This window comes from Zobellia sp. 1_MG-2023 (genome assembly GCF_030549125.1).
In the GTDB taxonomy this organism is placed as follows: Bacteria; Bacteroidota; Bacteroidia; order Flavobacteriales; family Flavobacteriaceae; genus Zobellia; species Zobellia russellii.
On record NZ_JAUOSY010000004.1, the window covers coordinates 1 to 22,911 of the forward strand.

Below are 22,911 nucleotides of genomic sequence, written 5' to 3' on the forward strand. Positions count from 1 at the left end.
AACAGGAACGCCTATGACTACTATGTGATCATGCCGCATTTCAAGACCGAGAAGCTGAAGCATGCCAGCCATACCCCGGAAGCGATCAAGGCGATCGACCGTATCCCCAAGGACAAACTGATCATAATGGACAACCCCGTACCCGAACTGAAGGGCGGTTACATAGAGATCTACCAGGATTTCGAGAACGATATCTACCATGCGCTGAAGGAGGGGCTGGGGAAGATATCGAAATACGAGAAACTGATCATTACCTACCCCGAGGAATCGGTCTACCCGTACCCGAAGAGGATCCTTCACGGGTTCCGCAAGTTCTGCGGGGAGCACAGGATCGACTTTGAGGTGCTGGACGAGATCTATGACGATATGGTCCTTAAAAAGGGCGACCTGTTCATTACCATAAGCGAATCGGACCTGGTGAGTTTGGTGAACCAGATACGCAACCAGGAGTTCGACCTGGGGACCGACATAGGGGTGATCTCCTATAACGACACGCCGCTGAAGCAACTGTTGGGCATTACCTGTATCTCCACGGATTTCAAGGCCATGGGGGAGACCGCTGCCCGTATGATCATGGACAAGAAAAAGGGGAAGGTCAAGAACCCGTTCCGTTTCATCGACAGGAACTCGATATAAAAAATATGTTCGTAAGCGGGTCTAGAGGTACCCCAGGTATTCTATCCTGTCCAGGTTCTTTTGGGTTTTCTGTTCGTAGAGTTCGTAGATGAGGCCGTCCTTTAGCCCCACTTTGGGCACTAGTATCTGGTCGCTTCCCATTTCTTTAAGTACCCTTAGATAAATCTCGGAAGCAGGAACAATAACGTCTGCCCGATCTGGATTCATTTTTAAAATAGACATACGCTGTTCATAGGAAAACTCACTTACATAGGCTCTAAGGGCTTTTAATTCAGCAAAGGATATGGCCATATTAGAAGCTTTGTTGGCCAGTCCGTAAAGGCGGTTAATATTCCCCCCGGTTCCTATCCCTACTATGTTTTTTGATTTATGGAAACTTGTGGAGCGAACCCACTCTTTCATAGAGGCAAAAACGTCTGTACGTTCCTTTGGTGCCAATTGGCGCACTGATCCTATTTTGAAGGATTTGCTTTGAACAAGTTTACCGCTTTCCAGAAGATTTAGCTCCGTACTACCGCCGCCCACATCTATATGCACGTACTTCCTGTCTTTAAGGGTAGGTCTTATGGCCTTGTTCAGGATACTGGCCTCTTTCTTGCCCGTAATGATGTTGATTTTCATGCCCACATCGTCTAGAATGAGCTCGCTAACCTCTTTACCATTACTGGCCTCCCGCATTGCCGACGTGGCCACGGCATAGTAACCCTCTACTTCGTACAAGTCGATTAAGTGCTTAAAGGTACGCATTAGTTTGATGAACTTCTCTTTGGTTGGTTCCGATATTTTCCCTTGGGAGAACACATCGTGTCCCAACCGTAAAGGAAACCGTAATAGCTGTAGGTTTTTGAAGCTGACTAGGTCCTCTTCTTCATAAACTTTGACCACTTGAAGCCGTATTGCGTTGGACCCGATGTCTATTGAAGCTAGTTTCATTTAAATGGAAATTAATATTAGCGAAAGTATTATAAGGCGAAAAGATAATTCAATTTTTGATTAAACCATCATTAGGTACTGTTCCAGACAGTATAGAACAGGACGGTATACCCAAAATCTATATTTAATTTTGAGATTCTTAAATCCGGCCTGTATGACTATACCAAAGTTTCTTACCCAATGTATGATACCCCTAATGTTACTCATCTGTTTTCAATCTTGCAAAGAAAAAAAACAGGAAGCTGATGGAGAACCCACTTTAGAAGTTCTGGGGAAAAAAGGCGATTTTATAAAAATATTTGATGCAAGAACTTTGAACGGCTGGAAAGGTGATCCTAATTATTGGCGTGTTGAAAACGGTTGTTTGGTAGGAGAGGTAAGCCCGGAAACCCTTTTGAAGAGTAGAAGGTTAAAGGTACAGGGTTTTGATAAGACCGTACCTGTAGATCAAACTCAAGAATATATACAGTTTACGGTAGATTTGGAACAGGGAGAAGCAGAATTGCAGACTTGGTTTACATTGGATACAGAAGACACTTTGGGCGCTTATTTTGTTAGTCTGGAGAAATTGTGAGGAATTAGAGCTTGTTTTTTCTATTTTGTGCCTCTAGATTTTGCTGACCTGTTAGATATAGGTTGGCCAGGTTACAAAATGAAGAAGATATAAAGAACTATGAGTAGAAGAGCAAAAATTAAGGTAGTGTTGTCAGCTGTGCTGGTATGGGGTATGTGTTTGTCCGTCATGGCACAAGATGAGTTTGTTAAAATTAATGACACCCTTACGGCGAAAGCAAGTTTAACCTATTTGGATTCCTTTCAACTAGGATTGGAAAACTGGGAGGTAGAGCAAATGCCAGGAGGTTCTGTACAAGTAAATGAGGGAAAACTAGAAATCACGGATGTTTCCGGTTGCACCATTTGGTTAAAGAAAAAGTTGGAAGGCCCATTAATGATAACCTACGAAGCTTATGTGATTGATGAAGGGGGACCACAAGATCGGGTATCCGACCTCAATTGCTTTTGGATGGCACAGGATACGGAGCATCCTAATGATTTATTCGTGAATTCAGAGAACCGGGGAGGAAAATTTTCCAATTATGATAACCTTCGGTTGTATTATATGGGTGTTGGCGGACATGATAATTCCAAAACCCGTTTCAGAAGGTATACGGGTGACGGTAACAGACCCTTGTTACCAGAACATGATTTTACTCAAAAGGAATATCTGATTAAACCCAATAGGAAAACTAAGATCAAAATTGTAGCTTACAATGGAATCATCCAATATTATAGGGATGGGGAACGTATCATAGATTTTTACGATCAAAACCCTTACACAACAGGACATTTCGGTTTTAGAACGGTCAACAATCATATGACTATAGAAAACTTTAAAATCTTTAGTCTAAAGAGTGAGGAAATAGCGAAGTAACACAAAACAAAAAACATGAAAATCAACTTAACTAACCCTTTAAACCTTGCGTACCTAACAGTATTCTGTTTGCTTGCATCCTGTGAATCTGGCACTAAAATTAAAACGGTATCCGTAGAAGTAAAAAATGACCTTAACTTTTCTAGGAGTGAAGTCGTGGGCGCAAACGTTGCTGACTTGTCCGCTCTTTTAAAAAATAATTCGGAAAGCAATATTCGCATTAAAAAAGTAGGCGATCAAGAATACTTGCGTACCCAATGGATAGATAATGATCAGGACGGGACAAATGATGAATTGCTTTTTCAGGCCCATGTACCAGCTAACGGTACGGCCGAATATGTAATTCTAGTAGATAGTGTAACTGCTCCTGCAGAAAGTAATGTTATAGCCTATTCGCGTCTAGTTCCGGAAAGAACGGACGATTATACGTGGGAGAACGATAAAGTAGCTTTTAGGACTTACGGCCCCACTGGGGAGAAAGAAGCATTGGCGGGTGTTCCTGGAAGTACACTTTCCAGCGGAATAGATTTGTGGCTAAAACGTACGGATAAGGCTATTATAAATAAATGGTACAAGGCACATATGACCAACCCGGGTTCTTACCACAAGGATCACGGTGAAGGCTATGACCCGTATCATGTTGGAAGTAGTAGAGGAACAGGAGGTATTGGTATCTGGGAAAATGATAGCCTTTTGGTTTCCAATAATTTTACGGCATCCAGAACATTGGCCGCGGGTCCGTTACGCACGGTGTTTGAATTGGACTATGCGCCATGGAGTCCGTATGGTGTAAAAGAAACCAAACGAATCACACTTGATCTAGGTTCCAATTTTTCTAAGTTTGATGTGAGCCTTTCTTCGGATAAAGAGGTTCCAAATTACACGGTAGGTATCACCCTGCATAAAAATAAGGGAGAAGGAGCTGTAAATAAAGAGAAAGGTTGGTTCCGCCATTGGGAAACCATAGACAGTTCAAAAGTAGGGGAAGGTATTGTTATTGACCCTAAAATCGTAAAGGATGCCATTATCCATAAGTCAGACGTGGTAGACCAAAGTAACCTTTTAGTTATAGCTGAACCTCAGGGAAAACTAACGTATTATGCCGGTTTTGCTTGGGATAAGAGCGGACAAATAGGTTCTTTAAAAGACTGGGAAATCATGTTGGAAAAGCAATCTCAAATTTTGGCCGATCCCTTGACCGTAACCATACAACCAACTAAATAAACATTATGAAAACCAAATTACTTTTTACGTCTTTTGTTGTGGCCCTGGCCGGATTCTTGTTCGGTTTTGATACCGTGGTTATTTCGGGTGCCGATCAACAATTACAGACTTTATGGGGTACATCAGACCTTTTTCATGGTACGTTCATCATGTCTATGGCGCTATGGGGTACGGTATTAGGAGCTATTTTTGCTTCCATTCCTTGTGATAAATTAGGAAGAAAAAACACGCTTCTTTGGATTGGGATACTCTATTTTGTTTCCGCATTGGGTTCAGGGTTGGCAAATGACCCTTATTTATTTTCGTTTTTCCGTTTTCTAGGAGGTCTTGGGGTAGGGGCGTCAACAGTTGCCGCACCCACCTATGTTTCCGAAATAGCACCGGCCAAAAGCCGTGGTAGATTGGTGGCATTGTATCAATTTAATATCGTTTTCGGAATTTTAATCGCTTTTGTATCCAATTATTTGCTGAAAGATTTTGGGTCCGAACCTTGGCGTTGGATGATTGGTATAGAAGCGCTTCCTGCCTTGATCTATACCATTGCTATGATAGGCGTTCCAAAAAGTCCGCGATGGTTGTTAGAGAAAAAAAATGATTTGGAAGGGGCAAAAAGAATTCAATTGGAACTCGCGGGAACCGAATTGGATGAGTCCGTCATTGAGCAGTTAAAAGAGGAACAATCAGAGAAATCTGCCTTGTTTGTCCAGAAGTATAAATTCCCTTTAATGTTAGCTTTTTTGATTGCTTTTTTCAATCAATTGTCAGGTATCAATGCATTTTTATATTACGCCCCACGGATATTTAGTTCTGCTGGTTTGGGAGAAAATACCGCTTTGCTAAGCAGTATTGGTATTGGTGTAACTAACTTGGTTTTTACGTTATTAGGCCTTTATTTAATTGATAAAGTAGGCCGTAAAGTACTCATGTACATTGGCTCTATTGGTTATATTATTTCATTGACCATGGTAGGTGTAGCTTTCGCTTTAGAATGGGAAGGTCTTATGGTTCCTATTTTTCTGTTCCTCTTCATAGCTTCACATGCTATAGGGCAAGGAGCTGTAATTTGGGTTTTTATATCCGAAATATTCCCGACCAATTTACGTGCACAAGGGCAGTCGTTTGGAAGTTCCACACACTGGGTGTTGGCGGCTTTAATAACCCTATTTATGCCTATAGCCATGGGTAGTTTTGATAACCCTGGTATTGTGTTTTTCTTTTTTAGCGGAATGATGGTATTACAGCTATTGTTCGTCATATTCATGATGCCCGAAACCAAAGGAAAAACTTTGGAGGAACTTCAAAAAATAATAACTAAATAATTAAATCAAAAAATATAGAATGGAAGTTAAATATGCCGTGCATCCCTATGATGCCAAATTTTACGACACACAGAGAATCAGAAAAGAGTTCCATAGTTCCGATCTAATGGGCGAAGATGCCATTAAAATGATCTATACACATTACGATCGCTTTATGTACGGAACGGCTTTCCCAATGTCTAAGAGCCTTACACTACCAACTTATGACGAATTGAAAGCCGGTTATTTTTTGGAACGAAGAGAATTGGGAATCATTAATGTTGGAGGTAAAGGTACCGTAACCGTAGATGGTGAAGCGTTTGAGTTAGGAAACTTAGAGGTATTGTACGTAGGTAAAGGATCAAAAGAGATAATTTTTGCAAGTGTGGATGGTTCCGCTCCGGCTAAATTCTATTTGAATTCCGCTCCGGCACATAAGGAGTATCCAACTAAAAAAGCGACACAGTCAGACGCTAATATCGTAGAGCTAGGAGCAGTGGAAACTAGTAACGAAAGAACCTTGTACCAGTACATTCATGAAGACGGGATTCAAAGTTGCCAGTTGGTCATGGGGTATACCGAGCTAAAAAAAGGTAGTGTTTGGAACACCTTTCCACCACATACCCACGAGCGTAGAATGGAAGTCTACTTTTATTTTGATATTCCCGGAGACAACATTGTAATGCACTACATGGGGCAACCACAGGAAACGCGCCATATTGCCGTGAAAAATTTTGAAGCCGTAGTTTCACCACCGTGGTCTATTCATTCCGGTTCAGGTACTAGTAACTACCGGTTTATCTGGGGAATGGCAGGAGAGAACAAAGCCTTTACGGATATGGATGGGGAGCCTTTACAGGGGGTGCTTTAGGCAACATATAGAATTTTATCTATAGCTAGGACCTAGCGGAATATAGCTTTCCTAAGGGGAGTTACTGGGAAAAGGAATTAACTACAATAGCATAGATTATTTATGAAGTTTAGTTTAAAAGATAAATTGGCAGTGGTTACCGGTGGAGGTAGCGGTATTGGTAGGGCCATTTGCTTGGCACTGGCAGAGCAAGGCGCAGTTCTTCATATTCTGGAAATGAACCAGGAAAATGCAAAGGAAACTGCAATGCTAATTGAGAATATGGGAGGTAAGGCCCATACCTACGGTTGTAATGTAGCGGTGCAGAAAGAAGTAGTTGGTGCATTTGAAAGCATAAAGGCAAAAGGTCCGGTAGATATTTTAATCAACAATGCGGGCATAGCCCATATTGGGAATTTAGAAAACTGCAAAGAAGAAGACTTAGACCGTTTGTACGATGTTAATATCAAAGGGGTATACAATTGCATGTATGCCAGTATTGATTCCTTAAAGCAAACGAACGGTGTAATTATCAACATGGCATCCATAGCTTCATCGGTAGGTATTAATGATAGGTTTGCTTATTCCATGACCAAGGGCGCCGTATTAACCATGACTTATTCCGTGGCCAAAGATTATCTTAAGGATGGCATTAGATGTAATTGTATTTCTCCGGGTAGGGTGCACACCCCTTTTGTTGACGGGTTTATCAATAAAAATTATCCGGGTAGGGAAAAGGAAATCTTTGAAAAGCTTTCCAAAACCCAGCCTATTGGTCGTATGGGCAAACCGGAGGAAATCGCGAATTTGGCCGTGTATCTTTGTTCGGAAGAGGCTTCGTTTATTACGGGAACCAATTTTCCAATAGATGGAGGGTTTGTTACTCTAAACGGTTCATAGTACAACTGCAATTGAAAATAAATAAAGAAACCTAATAAAATATCAGCATACATATGAAATTAATAAGATTTGGAAGTATAGGGAATGAAAAACCCGGAGTTCAATTGGATAACGGCACACGCTTGGATGTTTCCGGATTTGTATCGGACTATAACGAAGATTTTTTTGGAGGTGATGGCATTGAAAAACTAAGCAATTGGTTGAGTGAAAATGAAAAAAACTGTCCCGAGGTTGCTAATAATGTACGTTTAGGCTCACCTTTGTTACGCCCCTCAAAAATTGTGTGTGTGGGCTTAAACTATGCTAAGCACGCTGCCGAAAGCGGAATGACTATCCCAAAGGAACCGGTTCTTTTCTTTAAATCAACCTCTGCTATTGTTGGTCCAAATGATGATGTGATCATTCCGAAGAACAGCGAAAAAACCGACTGGGAAGTAGAACTGGCCATTGTCATCGGAAAAAAAGCCTCTTATGTTGAGGAAAAGGATGCTTTGGACCATGTGGCCGGCTATGTACTGCACAATGACTATAGCGAACGTGCTTTCCAAATAGAGAAAGAAGGACAATGGTGCAAGGGAAAAGGGTGCGATACTTTTGCGCCTATAGGTCCGTTTATTGCCACTGCCGATGAAATCAAGAATCCTAATAATCTTGATCTATGGTTAAAGCTGAACGGAGAAACGCTTCAAGATAGCAACACCTCCGATTTTATTTTCAATGTGCAGGAAGTGGTAAGTTATATCAGTCAATACATGACCTTATTGCCCGGCGATATTATTTCTACGGGAACACCATCAGGTGTAGGTCTAGGTTTTAATCCACCTAAATACCTTAAAGAAGGTGATGTTGTAGAGTTGGGAATTGAAGGTCTGGGCAGCTCTAAACAGCAGGTTAGGGCTTTACAGTTATAAAAATCCTTTTATAACTAGATAATGCAGGTGTGCCTTTATCCGTTACTTTTAAAATCATATGAACGGTCATTTCTTTTTCTACCTTTGGGGCAGCAAAGGAAACTAAATGGGCATTTTCGGTTCCTCCTATTTTTATTGGTTTTTTATACGTGCCCGCCTCTGGGTAATCAAACCAAAGAAAGCTTAGGCTATCTCCATCCGGGTCAGTAGAATCAAAGGCATCAAGTGTTATGCCTTTTCCCGATTTCACTGTAATTCTGTCAGCATGTTTTAAAGCGATTACCGGAGCGTGATTGGCTTCGGAAAATGGTAGGGTGCACCAATCCATTCGGGCTGCGAAATCATTTTGAAAATCATCTCTCCATCGCCATAGAGATACTTTATCACCTTTAAAAACTGTGGTGTCTAATTCTACATTTCTACCATAATCTTTTGCTAGATAAGGAGAAAAACTATCTTCTGTATTGGTCCAGATTGCCCTAGTTTCAACTTCAAAGGGTACACCGGAATTCCCTTTCTTCCGACCGGAAAAAGTAGGTCTTAGAAATTCATACCTACCGCCCCAACCACCCCAATTAGGATGTTCAGGGGCATTTAATCCGTTAGGGATAAGAGATAAGAAAGCTGGGGTGTCACCTTCAACTCCCCATGCAACATCAGGGTATAAGGCACCAAGCGGACCATGTCCTTGTTGTATGTTTTCAGAAATCCAAGAGTTACTGATTTCGGTATTGTCAATACCCTTAATAAAACTATTTATACCATTCCAAGTGGCTGTACCATAATCGTCACCTGGGCTTACGATATAAAAGAGGTCTTGAAATTTATCCCTGATCCAAATGCCGCTATCATCTTGGTCGGAAATGGTATAGACCCGTAATTTGGAAATGAGTCGTTTTTGTTCTTCCTTGGTTTTGGTGTTCTTTATTTTGAACAAAGCTTGAGCCAAGGTATTGGCACCTCCCCAAACGGAAATCCACAAAGGGCGCTCATCTTTCTCTTCAAGTGTTTTAATGATCCAATCAGAACCTTCGGAGTCTTTATCCTTTCCAACACCCAACATCCCATAAACAGGTAGACCGGATTTTACCAATGGAAATAAATCTTCCGGTTCTGGGAAATCCGGATGATGCAATTTAAGGTTGGGCTGCACTTCTGCATAAGCGGAAAGCACTTTGTTTATTGATTCCGGGTGTACGGAATTTTTAAGCCAACAAGAAGTAGTGGCTACTATACCTTTTATATCTATTTCGTTGGCGTACAGGAGTAAACGTACCAATGATTGTGTGTCATCCGGGTCAGCCTCAATATCCGTAAGAATGATTACCCTGCTCTTTTTAGAAGTTTCTTGTGCTATAAGAACACTAAAGTTCAGCGTAAATAAAAGTAGAAAAAAAAGTTTTTTCATAATGGTGAATTTTGGTGGTAGGGGAAAATCACTAAGCTTTTAAAAGTAGCAATTTTTCTTTTACAAGAATTGCTTTGGTTTTTGGTTTTTACCGGCGTTCTCCGCGATTTTTTGAATACGTTTTTGCCGGGTCTCTTTTCTTTTGGCGGAAATTACCCAATATAGAAGCTGTTTTTTTCCGGACTTGCTTTGTGCAATAAAGAATTCTGTAGCACCTTTTCTTTTTTTTAATTCTTCGGCGAGGTCAGCTGGTATTTCCAAGGCTTCCACAGTGTCCAATATAGTCCATGAACCATTGGCTTTTGCTATAGCTATACTTTTGTGGCCAGCTTGGGTCATAAGACCTTTTTTGGTGAGCGATGTTACTTTCTCTTTATTGATTTTAGACCAGTTGCTTACGGCTTTTCGCTTGCAAAAGTATTGTTTGTACCGCTCTGCATCAATAGTTCGTTTTGTGCTATCTATCCAACCATAACAGAGAGCATGGTCTACAGCTTGGCTCCAGGATAGATTGGTATTTGCTGTATTCCTTTTGTGGATAACCAACCAAACGGAGTTTTTTTGCTGATGGTTTTTTTCTAACCATTTCCGCCATTCCTGTTGGTTTGCTGGGCAATAGATTTCGGTTTCTTCCATACCTCATTAAATACCAAGGGTAGGCAAATGTTTTACTTTATGATAGGTTAAGGCAGATTTAATGCAGTAAGTAAGTTCTTCTGTGGGAAGTTCACTATTCAGTTTAAAAACTATAGCTCTCTTCCCTTCATACTCAAAAGTGTCTTTAAATACGGTCTTAAAGGTTTCTATCAATCTACTGGTGCATTTAAAATAGAGCGCATATTGGTCTGGGGATTTGGCTTTCCAATCTATGCGAAGGGTGCTGCCTATTTTGGTCAGGTAACTGGGTTCTCTCCATTTTAGGGTTTCCTCTAATTGGGCTATACCTTCCGTTGCTTTGGCGGTGTCTATGACCAGTTTTCGTAAAGCTATCATCTGAGGGCGCACATAATCCGGATAATTAGCGAATACAGATTCCACTTTTGGATTGATATCTAACTGTAAGTCTTGCATGGATAGAGTTGGTTACGTAGATAAATGTAACCAATAGAATCCGTTTTGGCAATGCCAAGTGATAGATATAGAGAGGAGATTAAACCGTTGTGGTCTATTCGTCTTTCCTAAAAATTAAATCTTGCTCTTCCATTGCAGTAACGACCAATTGAATATAGTCGTCCACGGCTTTTTCAATATTCTTTGGGTCGGAGATATCAATACTTCCTCGCCAAATCATAGATCGGTCCTTGCCTTCACAAATACAGTAGAGGGTAGTCTCGGCATGGTAAATATTAAAATCATCGTAGTAATTATCGTCATAGAATATATCTTGATTTTCTAGATAATCATCGTTAAATCTACCCTTGTAGTTATCCAATTTTGAAATAGCACTCAAAAAACTTTCCCGATTTTCGGAACCGGTGATTTTGGTAAATAGTATGGCATCAAAATCTTTATCCAAAAGACTTTGCTCTACGGCATCAAGTTCCTTTTCGGATTTTTTGGAGTTGGTAAAAGAAACATCAAAGACATCCAAGCTCTGCATGGCCTCAACATTTCTTTTGGTAAATTCCTTTTGTAATTTGGCCTCAAAACTTTCTCTTGCATTTTGGTTTTGGGTCATACCTACAATAAGTACTTTCTGAGCATCGAACAGAACAATATCCGGATTTTTCCAATTTTCCACCAAACTAGCAGAGGAACAACCAAGACATAGTAGCAACAATAATGGGGCTATTTTTTTCATGTTTATCTACAACTTTTAAAGGATAGTTAGAGGTTGTTTTTTAAAGGTGTTAAGCGTAAAGTAATCTATTTAAAACCGACTAAGATTATGTCCTCGTTCACTTTTTGTAATCGGGTAAATGTAACAGGTTTAAATTATGTAAACTATGATAAAAGTCAGTTAAATTGAGGTGTTATTTAAGTAATTTTATGAATCGAAATTAAAAAAGATGAAAAGCAGTTTCAAAAATATAATAGATTCGGACACTCCGGTATTAGTAGATTTTTTTGCTGATTGGTGCGGCCCTTGTAAAATGTTGGCGCCAATTTTAAAACAGGTCAAGGATGAGCTGGGAGAAGATGTTAAGATAGTAAAGATTGATGTAGATAAGAACCAACCGCTAGCAGGCACATATAATGTTCGGGGCGTACCCACAATGATTTTGTTTAAGAACGGAAAGCAAGTATGGAGGCAATCAGGTGTTTTGCAAAAAAATGACATTGTACAAATTGTAAAGTCGAATTCTTAATGCGATTTAATTTTATCTAATTCAACCAAAAATGAAAAAGTACTCCATTTTTCTATTGATCATTATTTTCTTTACAGGTTGTAATGAAACGAAGAAGGTTAAAATTGAATCTGCGCAAAATATTGATGAAACGCAGAGTGCTAAAACTCAAGAATCGCATCCAGGGAAGGTAATTATGGAGCGGGAATGTTACCTATGTCATGATCCAAAAGCAAAAGTGGCGGAGAGATTTGCACCTCCCATGGAAGCAATTAAAAGATATTATATAGATTCTACCGTTTCTCAACAGGAATTTACGGAAGCTCTGATTAAGTGGATAAATGATCCCGAGACAGAAACCAAGATACCTGCCGCACACAAAGAGTTTGGGCCTATGCCATATTTGCCCAATCGTGAGGATGCTTTGACGCAGATAGCAGATTACATTTACAACAATGAATTGGAACGACCAGAAGGATTTGATGAACATTTTAAATCTTCGCACAAGGCAGGAGCAGATTTAGAGGATTGTAATTGTTATGAAAACCCAGGACCGGAAAAAGTGTATGGATCCATAGGCATGGCCTATGCAAAAGAAGCTAAAAAAGCACTAGGTCAAAGCCTTACAAAAGCTATTCAGGAAAAAGGAACTGTCGGGGCCATTGGGTTTTGTAATCTTAAGGCTATACAAATTACGGATAGCGTTTCATTGATGAAAAATGCTGCTATTAATAGAGTTTCGGACAAACTAAGAAATCCTAAAAATAAAGCTACTCCAAAGGAATTGGAATATATAAACTGGTTTAAAGAAGTTTTGCCATCTGGTGATGAAATTTCGCCTGTTGTTGAGACAGAAGATGGAGAGGTGTCTTTTTATTACCCAATTGTAACCAATGCACTTTGCTTACAATGTCATGGAACACCTAATACGCAAGTAATGCCAGAGACTATGACAGCATTGAACAAATTGTATCCTAATGATATGGCACTTGGCTATGATGTAAATCAAGTAAGGGGCATGTGGAGTATAGAGTTTTATACGGACAAATAACAATATCTATTTAGCTAAATAATACCTGAGTTGAATTGGGGAATCGATAAAGGTTTTTAGCAAGTATTAATTAGATGGTTGGAAAAAGGGTGTTGCATGGCAATGCCCTTTTTTATTTGGTTTAAATTCTTCTAGGACGATTTAATCCTACTTTTTGAGATTATTAAAAAAGTAGGATACCTTTGTTAAAATAGATTTCTCAATATCAATAAAACACAAAGTATGACAGTCCATAATCTTGGTGAACACAATTCGCTCATGAACAAGTTTATTTCAGAAATAAGGGATGTGGACTTGCAAAAGGATACTATGCGTTTTAGACGGAATATTGAACGTATAGGGGAGATACTCAGCTATGAAATGAGTAAATCCTTGCACTTTAATAAAAGTAATGTTATCACCCCATTGGGCGCGAAAGAAATGCAATTGCCCACAGACCAATTGGTTCTATGCTCTATTTTACGCGCGGGATTACCATTACACCAAGGAATGTTGAATTACTTTGATGGGGCTGAGAATGCCTTTATATCGGCATATAGACACCATGAAGGAGACCAAGATGAGTTTGAGGTAATCGTGAACTATTTTGCGGCACCTTCTTTAGAAGGTAAAGTGTTGGTACTTGCCGATCCTATGTTGGCAACGGGCAGAACTTTGGAAAATGTGCTAAAAGCACTTAAAAATCATGGTACACCGGCGCAGATACATATTGTTTCTGTTATTGGGGCAAAAGAAGGGGTAGACCATGTGCAAAAGGTGTTCCCTGAAAACACCCAATTGTGGATTTCGGCTATAGACCCGGAATTGAATGCACGTGGTTATATTATTCCTGGAATAGGTGATGCGGGCGATTTGGCCTATGGGGCTAAGCTTTAGGGCTGCCATAACCCGTAAGAATACATCTAAGTTCCAATTTTTAAACTCCTAATGGTTTGCATTACGGTCATATGCTTCATTTACTGTAGTAGGTATTGGCGCTTTTGTTTGTTTGCGCCATCTGTTTAATTGTTCGTATAGTTCTTTGGTCTTAGCGGGGTTTTGTTTTGCCAGATTATTTTTTTCACCAATATCCGTGTTTAAGTTGTAGAGCTCAAGTGCACCGTCCTCAAAATATTCATGCAGTTTCCATTCCCCAGAAATAATTACAGAACCTGGTCGTGTTCTAAAAAGAGGGTCTCTGCCTTGATCATTTAGTTGGTTATATTTTTGAAGATAGATGGGGAAATGAAAATAGAGATTTCGTGCAACCGGCTGTTCTCCGTATAAGATAGGTTCAAGGTTTATACCATCAAGTAAATTGGCCTTCTCTTTAGGATTTGTAATATGTTGTAGTGTAGGGTAGAAATCTAAATTGCTCACCGTTGCGGTTGATGTGGAATTTGGCCTAATTTTTCCGGGCCACTTTATAACCAAAGGAACGCGAATACCACCTTCGTAATAAGAGCCTTTACCTGCGCGTAATGGGTTTTGTTCTGAAATAGACCGTATCCCACCATTATCCGAGGTGAAAATGACTAGCGTATTTTCTTCCAGCCCATTTTGCTCTAGGGTATTTAGAAGTCTGCCCACATTTTGGTCCATAGCATAGACCATTGCCGCGTAATCGGGTCTATTTTGTCCGTTTTGCCCTTTTTTCGATTTAAATTTAGCGACTAGGTCCTCTTTTCCCATAATGGGAGTGTGAACGGTATAGTAAGGCATGTATATGAAAAATGTGGTGTCTTTATTTTTGTTGATATAATGTATGGCCTCGTCCGTTAATCTATCGGTAAGGTATTCTCCTTTTTTGCCGTTCGTAATATGATCTATTTTGTAAGGAGAAAAGTATCCGCCATTGCCTGGATGACCTTTTTCACTTCCACCTATGTTATAATCAATCCCTTGCTTGTTAGGGTCTTTTCCAATATGCCATTTGCCAAAACTAGCGGTGGTATAGCCCGCAGATTTAAGCATTTGGGGCAAGGTGAAAATAGTATCTTTAAGATGGGCCGTATTTTTAATTGGAATCAGTTTTCTTGTTTTTATATCACCACGATCAGATGGACTTACGGTATAAACACCATGTCTAGGCGTGTTTAGACCTGAAATGAGACATGCCCTACTTGGAGCACAATTGGCCGCGCCTGCATAGGCATTATAAAAAACCATACCTTCTTTCGCAAATGCATCTAAATTTGGGGTTTCGTAATATTCACTTCCCATAAATCCTAGATCCTTATAACCAAGGTCGTCTATATTGATTATAACAATATTGGGTTTTTTAGCATCTTGGAGTTTTGTTTTGGCCGGTTTACATTGCAGTATGGCCAAGTGTAGAAGGGATATGAACAAAATTTTTATAGTACGGCTAATCATCTTTCCTTTTTTGGTTAAGTGTATGGCGTTGTATGCTATCTTACACATCTTGTTGTAGTAAATCATAGCCGTAAATATACATCTCATCTACGGGGGCAAGGGGTGCAATAGTCCAAGAAAGGTATACAAATGTGCAGTTTTTAATAAAAGTTAAGTATTTGATATTTGTCTACTCAAACATTCGTGTTTGTCTCTTGAAAATGTAGCTTGCTATACTCTGTAGGGCTCACTCCGTATGCTTTGCTAAAACATTTGCTAAAGTATTTTTGATTATTGAAGCCGGTCATATAGGCGACTTCCGAGATATACATTTTATTGTTTTTCAATAACTGTGCGGCACGTTTTAGACGAATCTGTCTAATGAAGTTAACTGGAGTGTCATTATTGATAACTTGGAGTTTGCGATAGAGGTTGGCCCGGCTCATGCCCACTTCTGATGCTAAGAATTCTACGTTTAAAGAACTATCATCTATAAATTCCTCAATAATTTCTATGAGTCTACGAATAAACTTTTCGTCATTGGAATCAACCTTTAATTCTGACGGCTCAGGCGTTATAATTCTACTGTATTTGTCCTTAAGGTCTTCGCGTGAACTGAATGTGTTTTTTACCTTCCACTTTACGAATTCCAGACTAAAAGGCTTTTCAATGTAATCATCTGCCCCTAAACTAAGGCACTCTATTTTAGATTCTTCGGAGTTTTTAGCGGTAAGCATAAAAATAGGAATGGTTTTGGTATCCGGATTGTTTTTTAACTTACCTAACATAGAAATACCATCTTCTATCGGCATAAGGATATCGCAAATAATTAAATCGGGTTTTTCCGATAAACAGGTGGCATACCCTTCCTGACCATTGCAAGCTTCAATGATATTAAAATCTTGTTTTAGCTCATCTCTCACCATTGAACGCAAATCATGATTGTCTTCTACGAGTAACACTTTAGGTTTTTTGTCGGTCGTTTCTTTTGGTTTCGTTTCCAATTGTGTAGAAACTTCTTCAATTACCTGAAATTCGGAGTTTTTTATAAAATTTTTGGTAAGTGGTGTACCCCTGTTGATACGCTCTTTTTTATGATATCTGTTTTTGTTTATAGGCAGGTAGAACGTGAATTCCGTAAAAACGTTTTCTTCGCTTTCCACCTCAATCGTACCATAATGACGTTCCGTTAGTTTTTGTACCAATTCCATTCCAATACCGGTACCGGGAATTTGGTTACTGTATTTTTTTGTAGCTTGGTAGTAGCGGTCAAAAATTTGGGCAATATCTTTTTGGGGAATACCTATACCATTGTCCCTAACGCTACATTTTATGTAATCTCCTGTGCGTATTTTTTTTCTGAAATTACGCTTTTCCTTAATGGAAACCTGTTTTAGGGTAACTTTGATATCACCATCCTTAGGGGTGTACTTAAAGGCATTGGAAAGGAGGTTAAAAAGAATTTTCTCTAGAATATCTACATCATACCAACCTATGATTTCCTTCTCTTGGGTGCTAAACTGATAGTCTATATTGTAGATTTTAGCAAAATCATTGAATGCATTCTTTATGATTTCAATATCCTTGACAATATTGTTTTTAGAGATATGTAATTTCAATTTGCCTTCATCAAACTTTCTAATATCCATTAGCTGATTGATCAGCCGATGCATTCTAAGGGTGTTATTGTATATCCGCTGGGAGGTAATGGGGCTTAGGGTGAATTTTTTGTCTTTAACCACTTTTTCTATGGTACCAAGAATTAGGGCAAGTGGTGTACGCAATTCATGGGATATATCCGTGAAGAACACCATTTTCATTCGGTTCATCTCATTGTCCTTTTCTCTACTTACCGTTTCTGCAACTAGTTTTTTCTTTAGTTTGTACCATCTTTTTATAACGAGCCAAGTAGTGTAGATAGAAGTAATTAGAAGTAGAAAATAGATGACATAAGCTAGATTACTTTTCCAATAGGGAGGTTTAATTGTAAAATTAAACGTGGCAGGATTATCGTTCCAAACCCCGTCACTATTAGAACTTTTTACTTTGAACACATAATCTCCCGGAGGCAGGTCATTGTAGTTGGCATTACGGTTAGAGGCTTTGGTGTAATGCCAAAAATCATTTATACCTTCTAGCATATATGCGAACTGGTTTTTATTGGGAGCGGTAAAATCCAATGTAGAAAATTCAAAAGCAATATTATTTTTGTTGTGCTCCAAACTAAGGCTGTCCGCTGTATTCAAGTACTTATTGGAATGACTTTCGTTAGTTGAACTATTGGATTTGTCTAAGTCTCCAAAAATGGTATAACTGGTTATGATGGTATTCGGAACCAATGAAGCTTTCTTGTAGTTGTTGGGGGTAACGGAGAAGAAACCACCAGGGCACCCAAAATATATTTTTCCATTATTGGCTACGGCTTGAGAGTTGAAGGTAAAGTGACTCTCGGTTACACCATCTTCAATTCCAAAATTCACAAATTTTTTTTCCGTGATATCAAATCTGGAAATACCATCTCTTGTACTCAACCATAAGTTTTGGGATTTATCTTTTGCAACGCTCGCAACAGTAGTAGATACCAAACCTTCAGATTTCCCATAGCTGGTAATGCTCCCGTATTTGCTGTCGTAAAAATTTAAACCTCCACCTCTGGTACCAATCCACATATTCCCTTCTTTGTCCTCAAGCAGGCATAGAATGGCGTTTGAGCTTAGGCCGTTCTCAAAAGAAGGATTGAATGTTTTGATTTCCTCATCAATTAGATTCACCTTAAACAAACCATCGCCACGTGTTCCTATCCATAAATTTTGACTTTGATCTAAATGCATGACGGATACATTTTTTCCAAAAAGGGCTGAAACTACTTTCTTTTTAAAGGTATTAACTGTGGTATCGGGGGTAATAATGTGAATGCCACCACCCCAAAGTCCTACCCATATTTCGGTTGGGTTTAAGGCAACAACATCGCGTACGTTGTAGTGGTATTTTTTTAAAGTGTCAAATTGTACCTTATCAGGGTTTGAACTATAATTTTTGGAAAGTAAAAGGTGGTTACCGGTGCCGTATAGTATTTCTTTCTGGAAAAAATCTTTTTTAATGACACTATAATCTTGGTCGGCAGGTGCCAATAATTTTCTGGTATGGTTCTTAAGGTCAAAATTGTACAGTCCGTCCCTGTCCAATGTCACTAATAATTGATTGTTACCTAACATTAATAGGTCTTGTGTAAAACGGTTGCTCAAGTCTTTACCAAGGGTTGTGTAGCCAAAAATCGAATTTCTGTCAATATGTTTCTTTATACCTTTATTGGTGGTAACCCATAGATTGTTGTACTTATCTATAATGGTAGAATTAATGCGGTTTTCGTAGGGATTGGTGTTCGTTTGCAGCTCTTCTTCTACATAATTAAAAACATAAGAGTTATTCACTTTTTTTCCCTTGTATAAGCCAGATTGAGTACTCACCCATAAGGTGCCGGATTCTTGGTCTTTTGAGAAAGAAGTGAATTCCATTGGTTTTGGAGTCTCTTTGAAACCATCAATTTTTTCTAAAATCTTGATTTCAAATTGTTCTTTTCTGTATTCCAAAAGAAACATGCCTTCATCGGTAGTTGCCAAAAAGGTGTTGTTTTCTGCGGGTATAAGATGCGAGGTGTTCTTAAAGAATTCCGTATCTATAAGTTGCTCTTTCTTATTCAATGCCAATATCCCTTTGGGCGTAGCAAACCAACTTCTACCAAAAATGTCTTCATAGAAGTCACTTACAGCCTTATTTCCGGTCCAAATACTATTCTTTTGTTGATAGTTGAGCTGTGTATGGAATGTAATCTCAGGAAGTGACTCCTTAGGGGTAATTCTAACAATGCCTGTATTTCGCAAATTGGCCCAGACTGTACCATCTTCTGATTTTCCTAAGATTACGGTAGTATTGTTCTTGTAGAACCCCTTAAAACTATTGGTTTTTCTATGGTACCATATTAAATAGCTCTCACTTCCTATCCACAGATTCCCGTAACTGTCTTCTATAATAGAATTAATGCTATTATTGGGAATAGATGTCTCATCAAACACGTCATATTGGTTCTCTACCAATGCATGTCCGTCATATCTGTAGAGGCCGCTATCCGTCCCCAACCATAAATACCCCAAGTGGTCTTCATATGCCACATTCGTTTTTTTGTTAAAACGGCTATCATCTATATGTAGGGCATGAAAATAGGCCTGTGCATTTTGCGCACTGCCAGTTATCCAGTAACAAACAAAAAGAAAAAGGGGGAGGATTTGCTTCATAAAAAGTAATCGGTTGGTGTGGTTACGAAGGTTTACATTTTGATTTAAGGTGTTTTTTAAAAGTATTTCTAGGGAGTGTTACCCTTGTTTTAATGCTGACCAGTTAAAATAAGGTTAAATCATGTACTAAATATAGGGTATATATGTTGCAAAAAGGTCTCTTAAAGCCCATAAAATGGCAATATGCAACATAAGTGTACCATTATGAGATATCCACGATCCAACCCTGCAATATATTTACCATAGGCCTTCAACAACTCAACTTAAGGCTATTAATTATAACTAACATAAACCATTATGAATTTAAAAAGAATGTTATTGCTACTGCTGTTTTTCAGTCTGGTATCGCTTCAGGCGCAGCAAAATTTAACAGGAACCATTACGGATGAGTCTGGCCAACCTCTTCCCGGTGTTAATGTATTGGTTCAGGGAAGCACGGTAGGAACCGTTGCGGATTTTGACGGGAACTATTCTATAAAGGCATCCGAGGGTGCTACTTTAGAATTTAGCTATTTGGGGTTTGTTACCAAAAGTGTTTTGGTAGGAAATGACACTACTATTAATGTTGTACTGCAGGAAGATGTGGCCCTTCTGGACGAAGTGGTCGTAATTGGTTACGGTACATCTACTAAGAAAGATTTGGTGTCTTCCGTATCATCGGTTAAATCCGATGTTTTGGAAAACCAACCGGTAGCAAGGGTAGACCAGGCATTGCAGGGGCGAGCTACAGGGGTAGAAGTAACCTCCAATAACGGTACTCCAGGTTCAGGTTCCACCATTCGTATTAGAGGTAATAGTTCCATAAACGGAAATAACGATCCTTTATATGTTATTGACGGTTTTATTGCAGGAACCGGATTTAACTTGAACACCATTAACGTAAACGATATTGCATCCATTGAAATTCTTAAAGATGCCACGGCGCTTTCCATCTACGGAACAAGGGGAGCTTCCGGTGTTATTCTCATCACAACAAAAAATGGAAAAGGGATGTCGCCCGGTAAGCCGGTCGTAGCTATTAACCATTACCAAAGTATTCAGGAAACGGCCAACCGTATCAATATTTTAGGCGGCCAAGGATTTGTTGATTACAAAAACGAGTCTTACCAATTTACGCCGGGAGCAGATGGTTTTGGGTTTACGGATACTTCTTTACCATTGGTATTGAATCCTGAGACAACGGCCACAACGGACTGGTTAGATCTTGTTGAACAAACTGGTACCATTTCCAATACAGATGTTTCTGTAACGGGAAACTCTGAAAATGCCAATTACTTTATTTCAGGAAACTACTTCAACCAAAAAGGGGTTTTAAGAGGTTCTGGTTTGGAAAGGGTAAACTTTAGGACCAATCTTGATGTTAGGGTTTCAGACCGGTTCAAGACGGGTATAAGAGCTAATATTACCCACTACAAAGTAGAAAATAATAAGGTCAATTATTCGGATATTGTGTCCAATGTATTACCAACACGTCCGGTTTATTTGGAAGATGGGAGCTTTTCTTTTGAGAACCCTATTAGCGCGGGACTGGAACGTAACCCAGAAGCAGATATCCAATTACGGGTAGACCATGACTTGGTTACACAGGTAATAACCAATGCTTATGTAGAATATGAACTGGCCAAAAACCTTTCTTTCAAATCTACTTTTGGTGCCCAGTTAAATTATGTAAAAGAAAATAACTATTTACCCGGAATTTTACCGGAACGAGTTAATGGTGGCTTTGGTAGAATTAATACCAATTTTACAAAAAGTATACTAAATGAGAATACACTTAACTACAATTTAGACCTTGATAATCATTCTATAAAGTTATTAGGTGGTTTTACTTGGCAGAAAGATAACAATGAAAGTGTTCGCACTGAGGCGGATCAATTTCCAAATGATGTAGTACTCTTCAATAATTTGGCATTGGGTGATGCCTCAACCGCTGTAGTAGGTTCTGGTTATGGACAACGTACCTTAAGCTCATTTTTGGGTCGTGTAAATTATGGATACAAGAGTAAATATTTGCTTACTCTGGTGGGCAGGTATGATGGGTCTTCGGTATTTGAGACGGGCAATAAGTATGCGTTTTTTCCTTCCATAGGGGCTGCTTGGAACGTAGATGAAGAAGAGTTTATGGCAGATTCCAATGTTATAGATCGCTTTAAACTTAGAGGTAGTTACGGTATTGTCGGAGAGCAAGGTGTAGCAGCTTATAATTCATTGGCTACCTATTCCAACACAACAACGGTCTTTAATGGTTCATTGATCAACGGCGTGGTAGTAGGCGATGTTCCTAGTAGCGGATTAAGTTGGGAAACTACCAAGCAGCTGGATTTGGGTCTGGAATTAGGTTTCTTTAACCACCGAATATCTTTTGAGGCCGATTATTACAACAAGACAACAGATGATCTTTTGTTAGCTGTGGCATTATCAGGACAGGTTGGTGCAAATAGTACCACTCAATTACAAAACTTGGGTTCTGTAAGGAACAGTGGTTTTGAATTTGGTTTAAATACGGTTAATGTAGAAAATGAAAATTTCCAGTGGGAATCCAATCTAAGCATCTCTTCCAACAAAAGTGAAATATTGGAGCTGGATGGTCAGGAGTATATTTCATTACAGTCAACAGGGAACCAGGGAGGTAATTCGGCACGATTGATTGTTGGCGAAGCATTACCAACTTTTGTTGGTGCAAAATACTTGGGAACCTACAAATCTGCTGATGAAATTATTGCAGATGGTAGGGAAGGGAGATCGTTTATCGGAGGTCCTAGGTACGAAGATTTAAATGGTGATTCTAATATTAACGATGAGGATTTTGTAGTATTGGGTAGTCCTATTCCTGAATTTTATGGTGGGTTTAGAAATACCTTTACTTATAAGGATCTTACGTTAGATGTATTTTTTCACGGGAGTTATGGTGCAGAAATCTTCAACATAAGAACACAAACGGCCTATTTTGGTAGAGGCGAACAAAACGTAGATCCAATAGTTTTAGATCGTTGGATGGCAGGGTCAAACGAAACTTCTGATATTCCAAGAGCGGGTCCTTCTAATAGTCTTTTCAACCCAAATAGCAGTTTAAATATTGAAGACGGTTCTTACATAAGGCTAAAGACCCTGTCTTTAAACTACAATGTTCCTTTAGAATCGGGTGCACTTAGTGAGGTATTCAGTTCTTTGAACTTATATGTTACAGGAACCAATCTCCTACTTTTTACAGACTTTAGTTTAGGTGATCCCGAGGTAAATAATTTTACGGACGGGAGTGGCCTTGGTTCTGTATCCCAAGGTTTCGCATCAGGGCAGTATCCTTATGCAAAAACAATATCACTAGGTCTAAAAGTAGAATTTTAAAAAAATAAG

19 protein-coding genes are annotated in these 22,911 nt (G+C 39.2%); 12 read left to right on the forward strand and 7 right to left on the reverse strand.

Annotated elements, in window-relative coordinates; genetic code table 11:
• On the forward strand, positions 1–636 hold a 636-nt coding region (locus Q4597_RS09790), incomplete at its 5' end, for a substrate-binding domain-containing protein (protein ID WP_303406061.1).
• A 21-nt stretch (positions 637–657) separates the two neighbouring features.
• On the opposite strand, the gene Q4597_RS09795 is transcribed toward Q4597_RS09790, so the two are convergent.
• A complete protein-coding gene (locus Q4597_RS09795; protein WP_215439517.1) occupies positions 658–1,569 on the reverse strand; it encodes an exopolyphosphatase in 912 nt (303 codons plus the stop codon).
• Positions 1,570–1,723: 154 nt separating this feature from the next.
• On the opposite strand from Q4597_RS09795, the gene Q4597_RS09800 reads away from it, so the two are divergent.
• The 7 genes from Q4597_RS09800 to Q4597_RS09830 all read left to right on the forward strand — a co-directional run bounded on the left by Q4597_RS09800 (position 1,724) and on the right by Q4597_RS09830 (position 8,184).
• Positions 1,724–2,143 carry a hypothetical protein gene (locus Q4597_RS09800; protein WP_303406062.1) on the forward strand — a complete coding sequence of 140 codons (420 nt, stop codon included), beginning with the start codon at positions 1,724–1,726 and terminating at the stop codon, positions 2,141–2,143.
• 99 nt (positions 2,144–2,242) lie between these two features.
• Positions 2,243–3,001 carry a DUF6250 domain-containing protein gene (locus Q4597_RS09805; protein WP_303406063.1) on the forward strand — a complete coding sequence of 253 codons (759 nt, stop codon included), beginning with the start codon at positions 2,243–2,245 and terminating at the stop codon, positions 2,999–3,001.
• 15 nt (positions 3,002–3,016) lie between these two features.
• Complete coding sequence (locus Q4597_RS09810) at positions 3,017–4,225, forward strand: DUF4861 domain-containing protein (RefSeq protein ID WP_303406064.1); 1,209 nt, start codon at positions 3,017–3,019, stop codon at positions 4,223–4,225.
• A 5-nt stretch (positions 4,226–4,230) separates the two neighbouring features.
• Positions 4,231–5,544: a sugar porter family MFS transporter gene (locus tag Q4597_RS09815; protein ID WP_303406065.1), complete on the forward strand. Its 1,314-nt coding sequence runs from the start codon at positions 4,231–4,233 to the stop codon at positions 5,542–5,544.
• 19 nt (positions 5,545–5,563) lie between these two features.
• Positions 5,564–6,394 (forward strand): 5-dehydro-4-deoxy-D-glucuronate isomerase, encoded by an 831-nt coding sequence (kduI, locus tag Q4597_RS09820; RefSeq protein ID WP_303406066.1) that lies wholly within the window; start codon positions 5,564–5,566, stop codon positions 6,392–6,394.
• Between the two features lie 102 nt (positions 6,395–6,496).
• Positions 6,497–7,273 (forward strand): SDR family NAD(P)-dependent oxidoreductase, encoded by a 777-nt coding sequence (locus Q4597_RS09825; protein ID WP_303406067.1) that lies wholly within the window; start codon positions 6,497–6,499, stop codon positions 7,271–7,273.
• A 53-nt stretch (positions 7,274–7,326) separates the two neighbouring features.
• A complete protein-coding gene (locus Q4597_RS09830) occupies positions 7,327–8,184 on the forward strand; it encodes a fumarylacetoacetate hydrolase family protein (protein ID WP_303406068.1) in 858 nt (285 codons plus the stop codon).
• Here the strand turns inward: Q4597_RS09830 and Q4597_RS09835 are convergent.
• The 4 genes from Q4597_RS09835 to Q4597_RS09850 all read right to left on the reverse strand — a co-directional run bounded on the left by Q4597_RS09835 (position 8,165) and on the right by Q4597_RS09850 (position 11,393).
• On the reverse strand, positions 8,165–9,592 hold the full coding sequence (locus Q4597_RS09835) for a DUF1593 domain-containing protein (RefSeq protein WP_303406069.1): 1,428 nt from the start codon (positions 9,590–9,592) through the stop codon (positions 8,165–8,167). The genes Q4597_RS09830 and Q4597_RS09835 overlap by 20 nt on opposite strands.
• Before the next feature lie 60 nt (positions 9,593–9,652).
• Positions 9,653–10,228: a YdeI family protein gene (locus Q4597_RS09840; RefSeq protein ID WP_303406070.1), complete on the reverse strand. Its 576-nt coding sequence runs from the start codon at positions 10,226–10,228 to the stop codon at positions 9,653–9,655.
• 6 nt (positions 10,229–10,234) lie between these two features.
• Positions 10,235–10,663, reverse strand: coding sequence for a DUF1801 domain-containing protein (locus tag Q4597_RS09845; protein WP_303406071.1), 429 nt, complete (start codon positions 10,661–10,663; stop codon positions 10,235–10,237).
• Positions 10,664–10,757: 94 nt separating this feature from the next.
• A complete protein-coding gene (locus Q4597_RS09850) occupies positions 10,758–11,393 on the reverse strand; it encodes a hypothetical protein (protein ID WP_215914079.1) in 636 nt (211 codons plus the stop codon).
• A 208-nt stretch (positions 11,394–11,601) separates the two neighbouring features.
• On the opposite strand from Q4597_RS09850, the gene trxA reads away from it, so the two are divergent.
• From trxA to upp, 3 genes are all read left to right on the forward strand, one after another.
• The gene (trxA, locus tag Q4597_RS09855) at positions 11,602–11,901 is read left to right on the forward strand and encodes a thioredoxin (protein ID WP_215439575.1); all 300 of its coding nucleotides are present in this window, start codon (positions 11,602–11,604) and stop codon (positions 11,899–11,901) included.
• A gap of 31 nt (positions 11,902–11,932) precedes the next feature.
• Positions 11,933–12,931: a DUF3365 domain-containing protein gene (locus Q4597_RS09860; RefSeq protein ID WP_303406072.1), complete on the forward strand. Its 999-nt coding sequence runs from the start codon at positions 11,933–11,935 to the stop codon at positions 12,929–12,931.
• Between the two features lie 222 nt (positions 12,932–13,153).
• On the forward strand, positions 13,154–13,807 hold the full coding sequence (gene upp / locus Q4597_RS09865) for a uracil phosphoribosyltransferase (protein ID WP_215439578.1): 654 nt from the start codon (positions 13,154–13,156) through the stop codon (positions 13,805–13,807).
• 48 nt (positions 13,808–13,855) lie between these two features.
• On the opposite strand, the gene Q4597_RS09870 is transcribed toward upp, so the two are convergent.
• Positions 13,856–15,334, reverse strand: a complete 1,479-nt coding sequence (locus tag Q4597_RS09870; protein ID WP_303406073.1) for a sulfatase — start codon at positions 15,332–15,334, stop codon at positions 13,856–13,858.
• A gap of 125 nt (positions 15,335–15,459) precedes the next feature.
• Positions 15,460–19,557: a hybrid sensor histidine kinase/response regulator transcription factor gene (locus Q4597_RS09875; protein WP_303406074.1), complete on the reverse strand. Its 4,098-nt coding sequence runs from the start codon at positions 19,555–19,557 to the stop codon at positions 15,460–15,462.
• A gap of 297 nt (positions 19,558–19,854) precedes the next feature.
• Between Q4597_RS09875 and Q4597_RS09880 the strand changes: the two genes are divergently transcribed.
• The gene (locus Q4597_RS09880) at positions 19,855–22,902 is read left to right on the forward strand and encodes a TonB-dependent receptor (RefSeq protein ID WP_303406075.1); all 3,048 of its coding nucleotides are present in this window, start codon (positions 19,855–19,857) and stop codon (positions 22,900–22,902) included.
• The last annotated feature ends 9 nt before the right edge of the window (positions 22,903–22,911 follow it).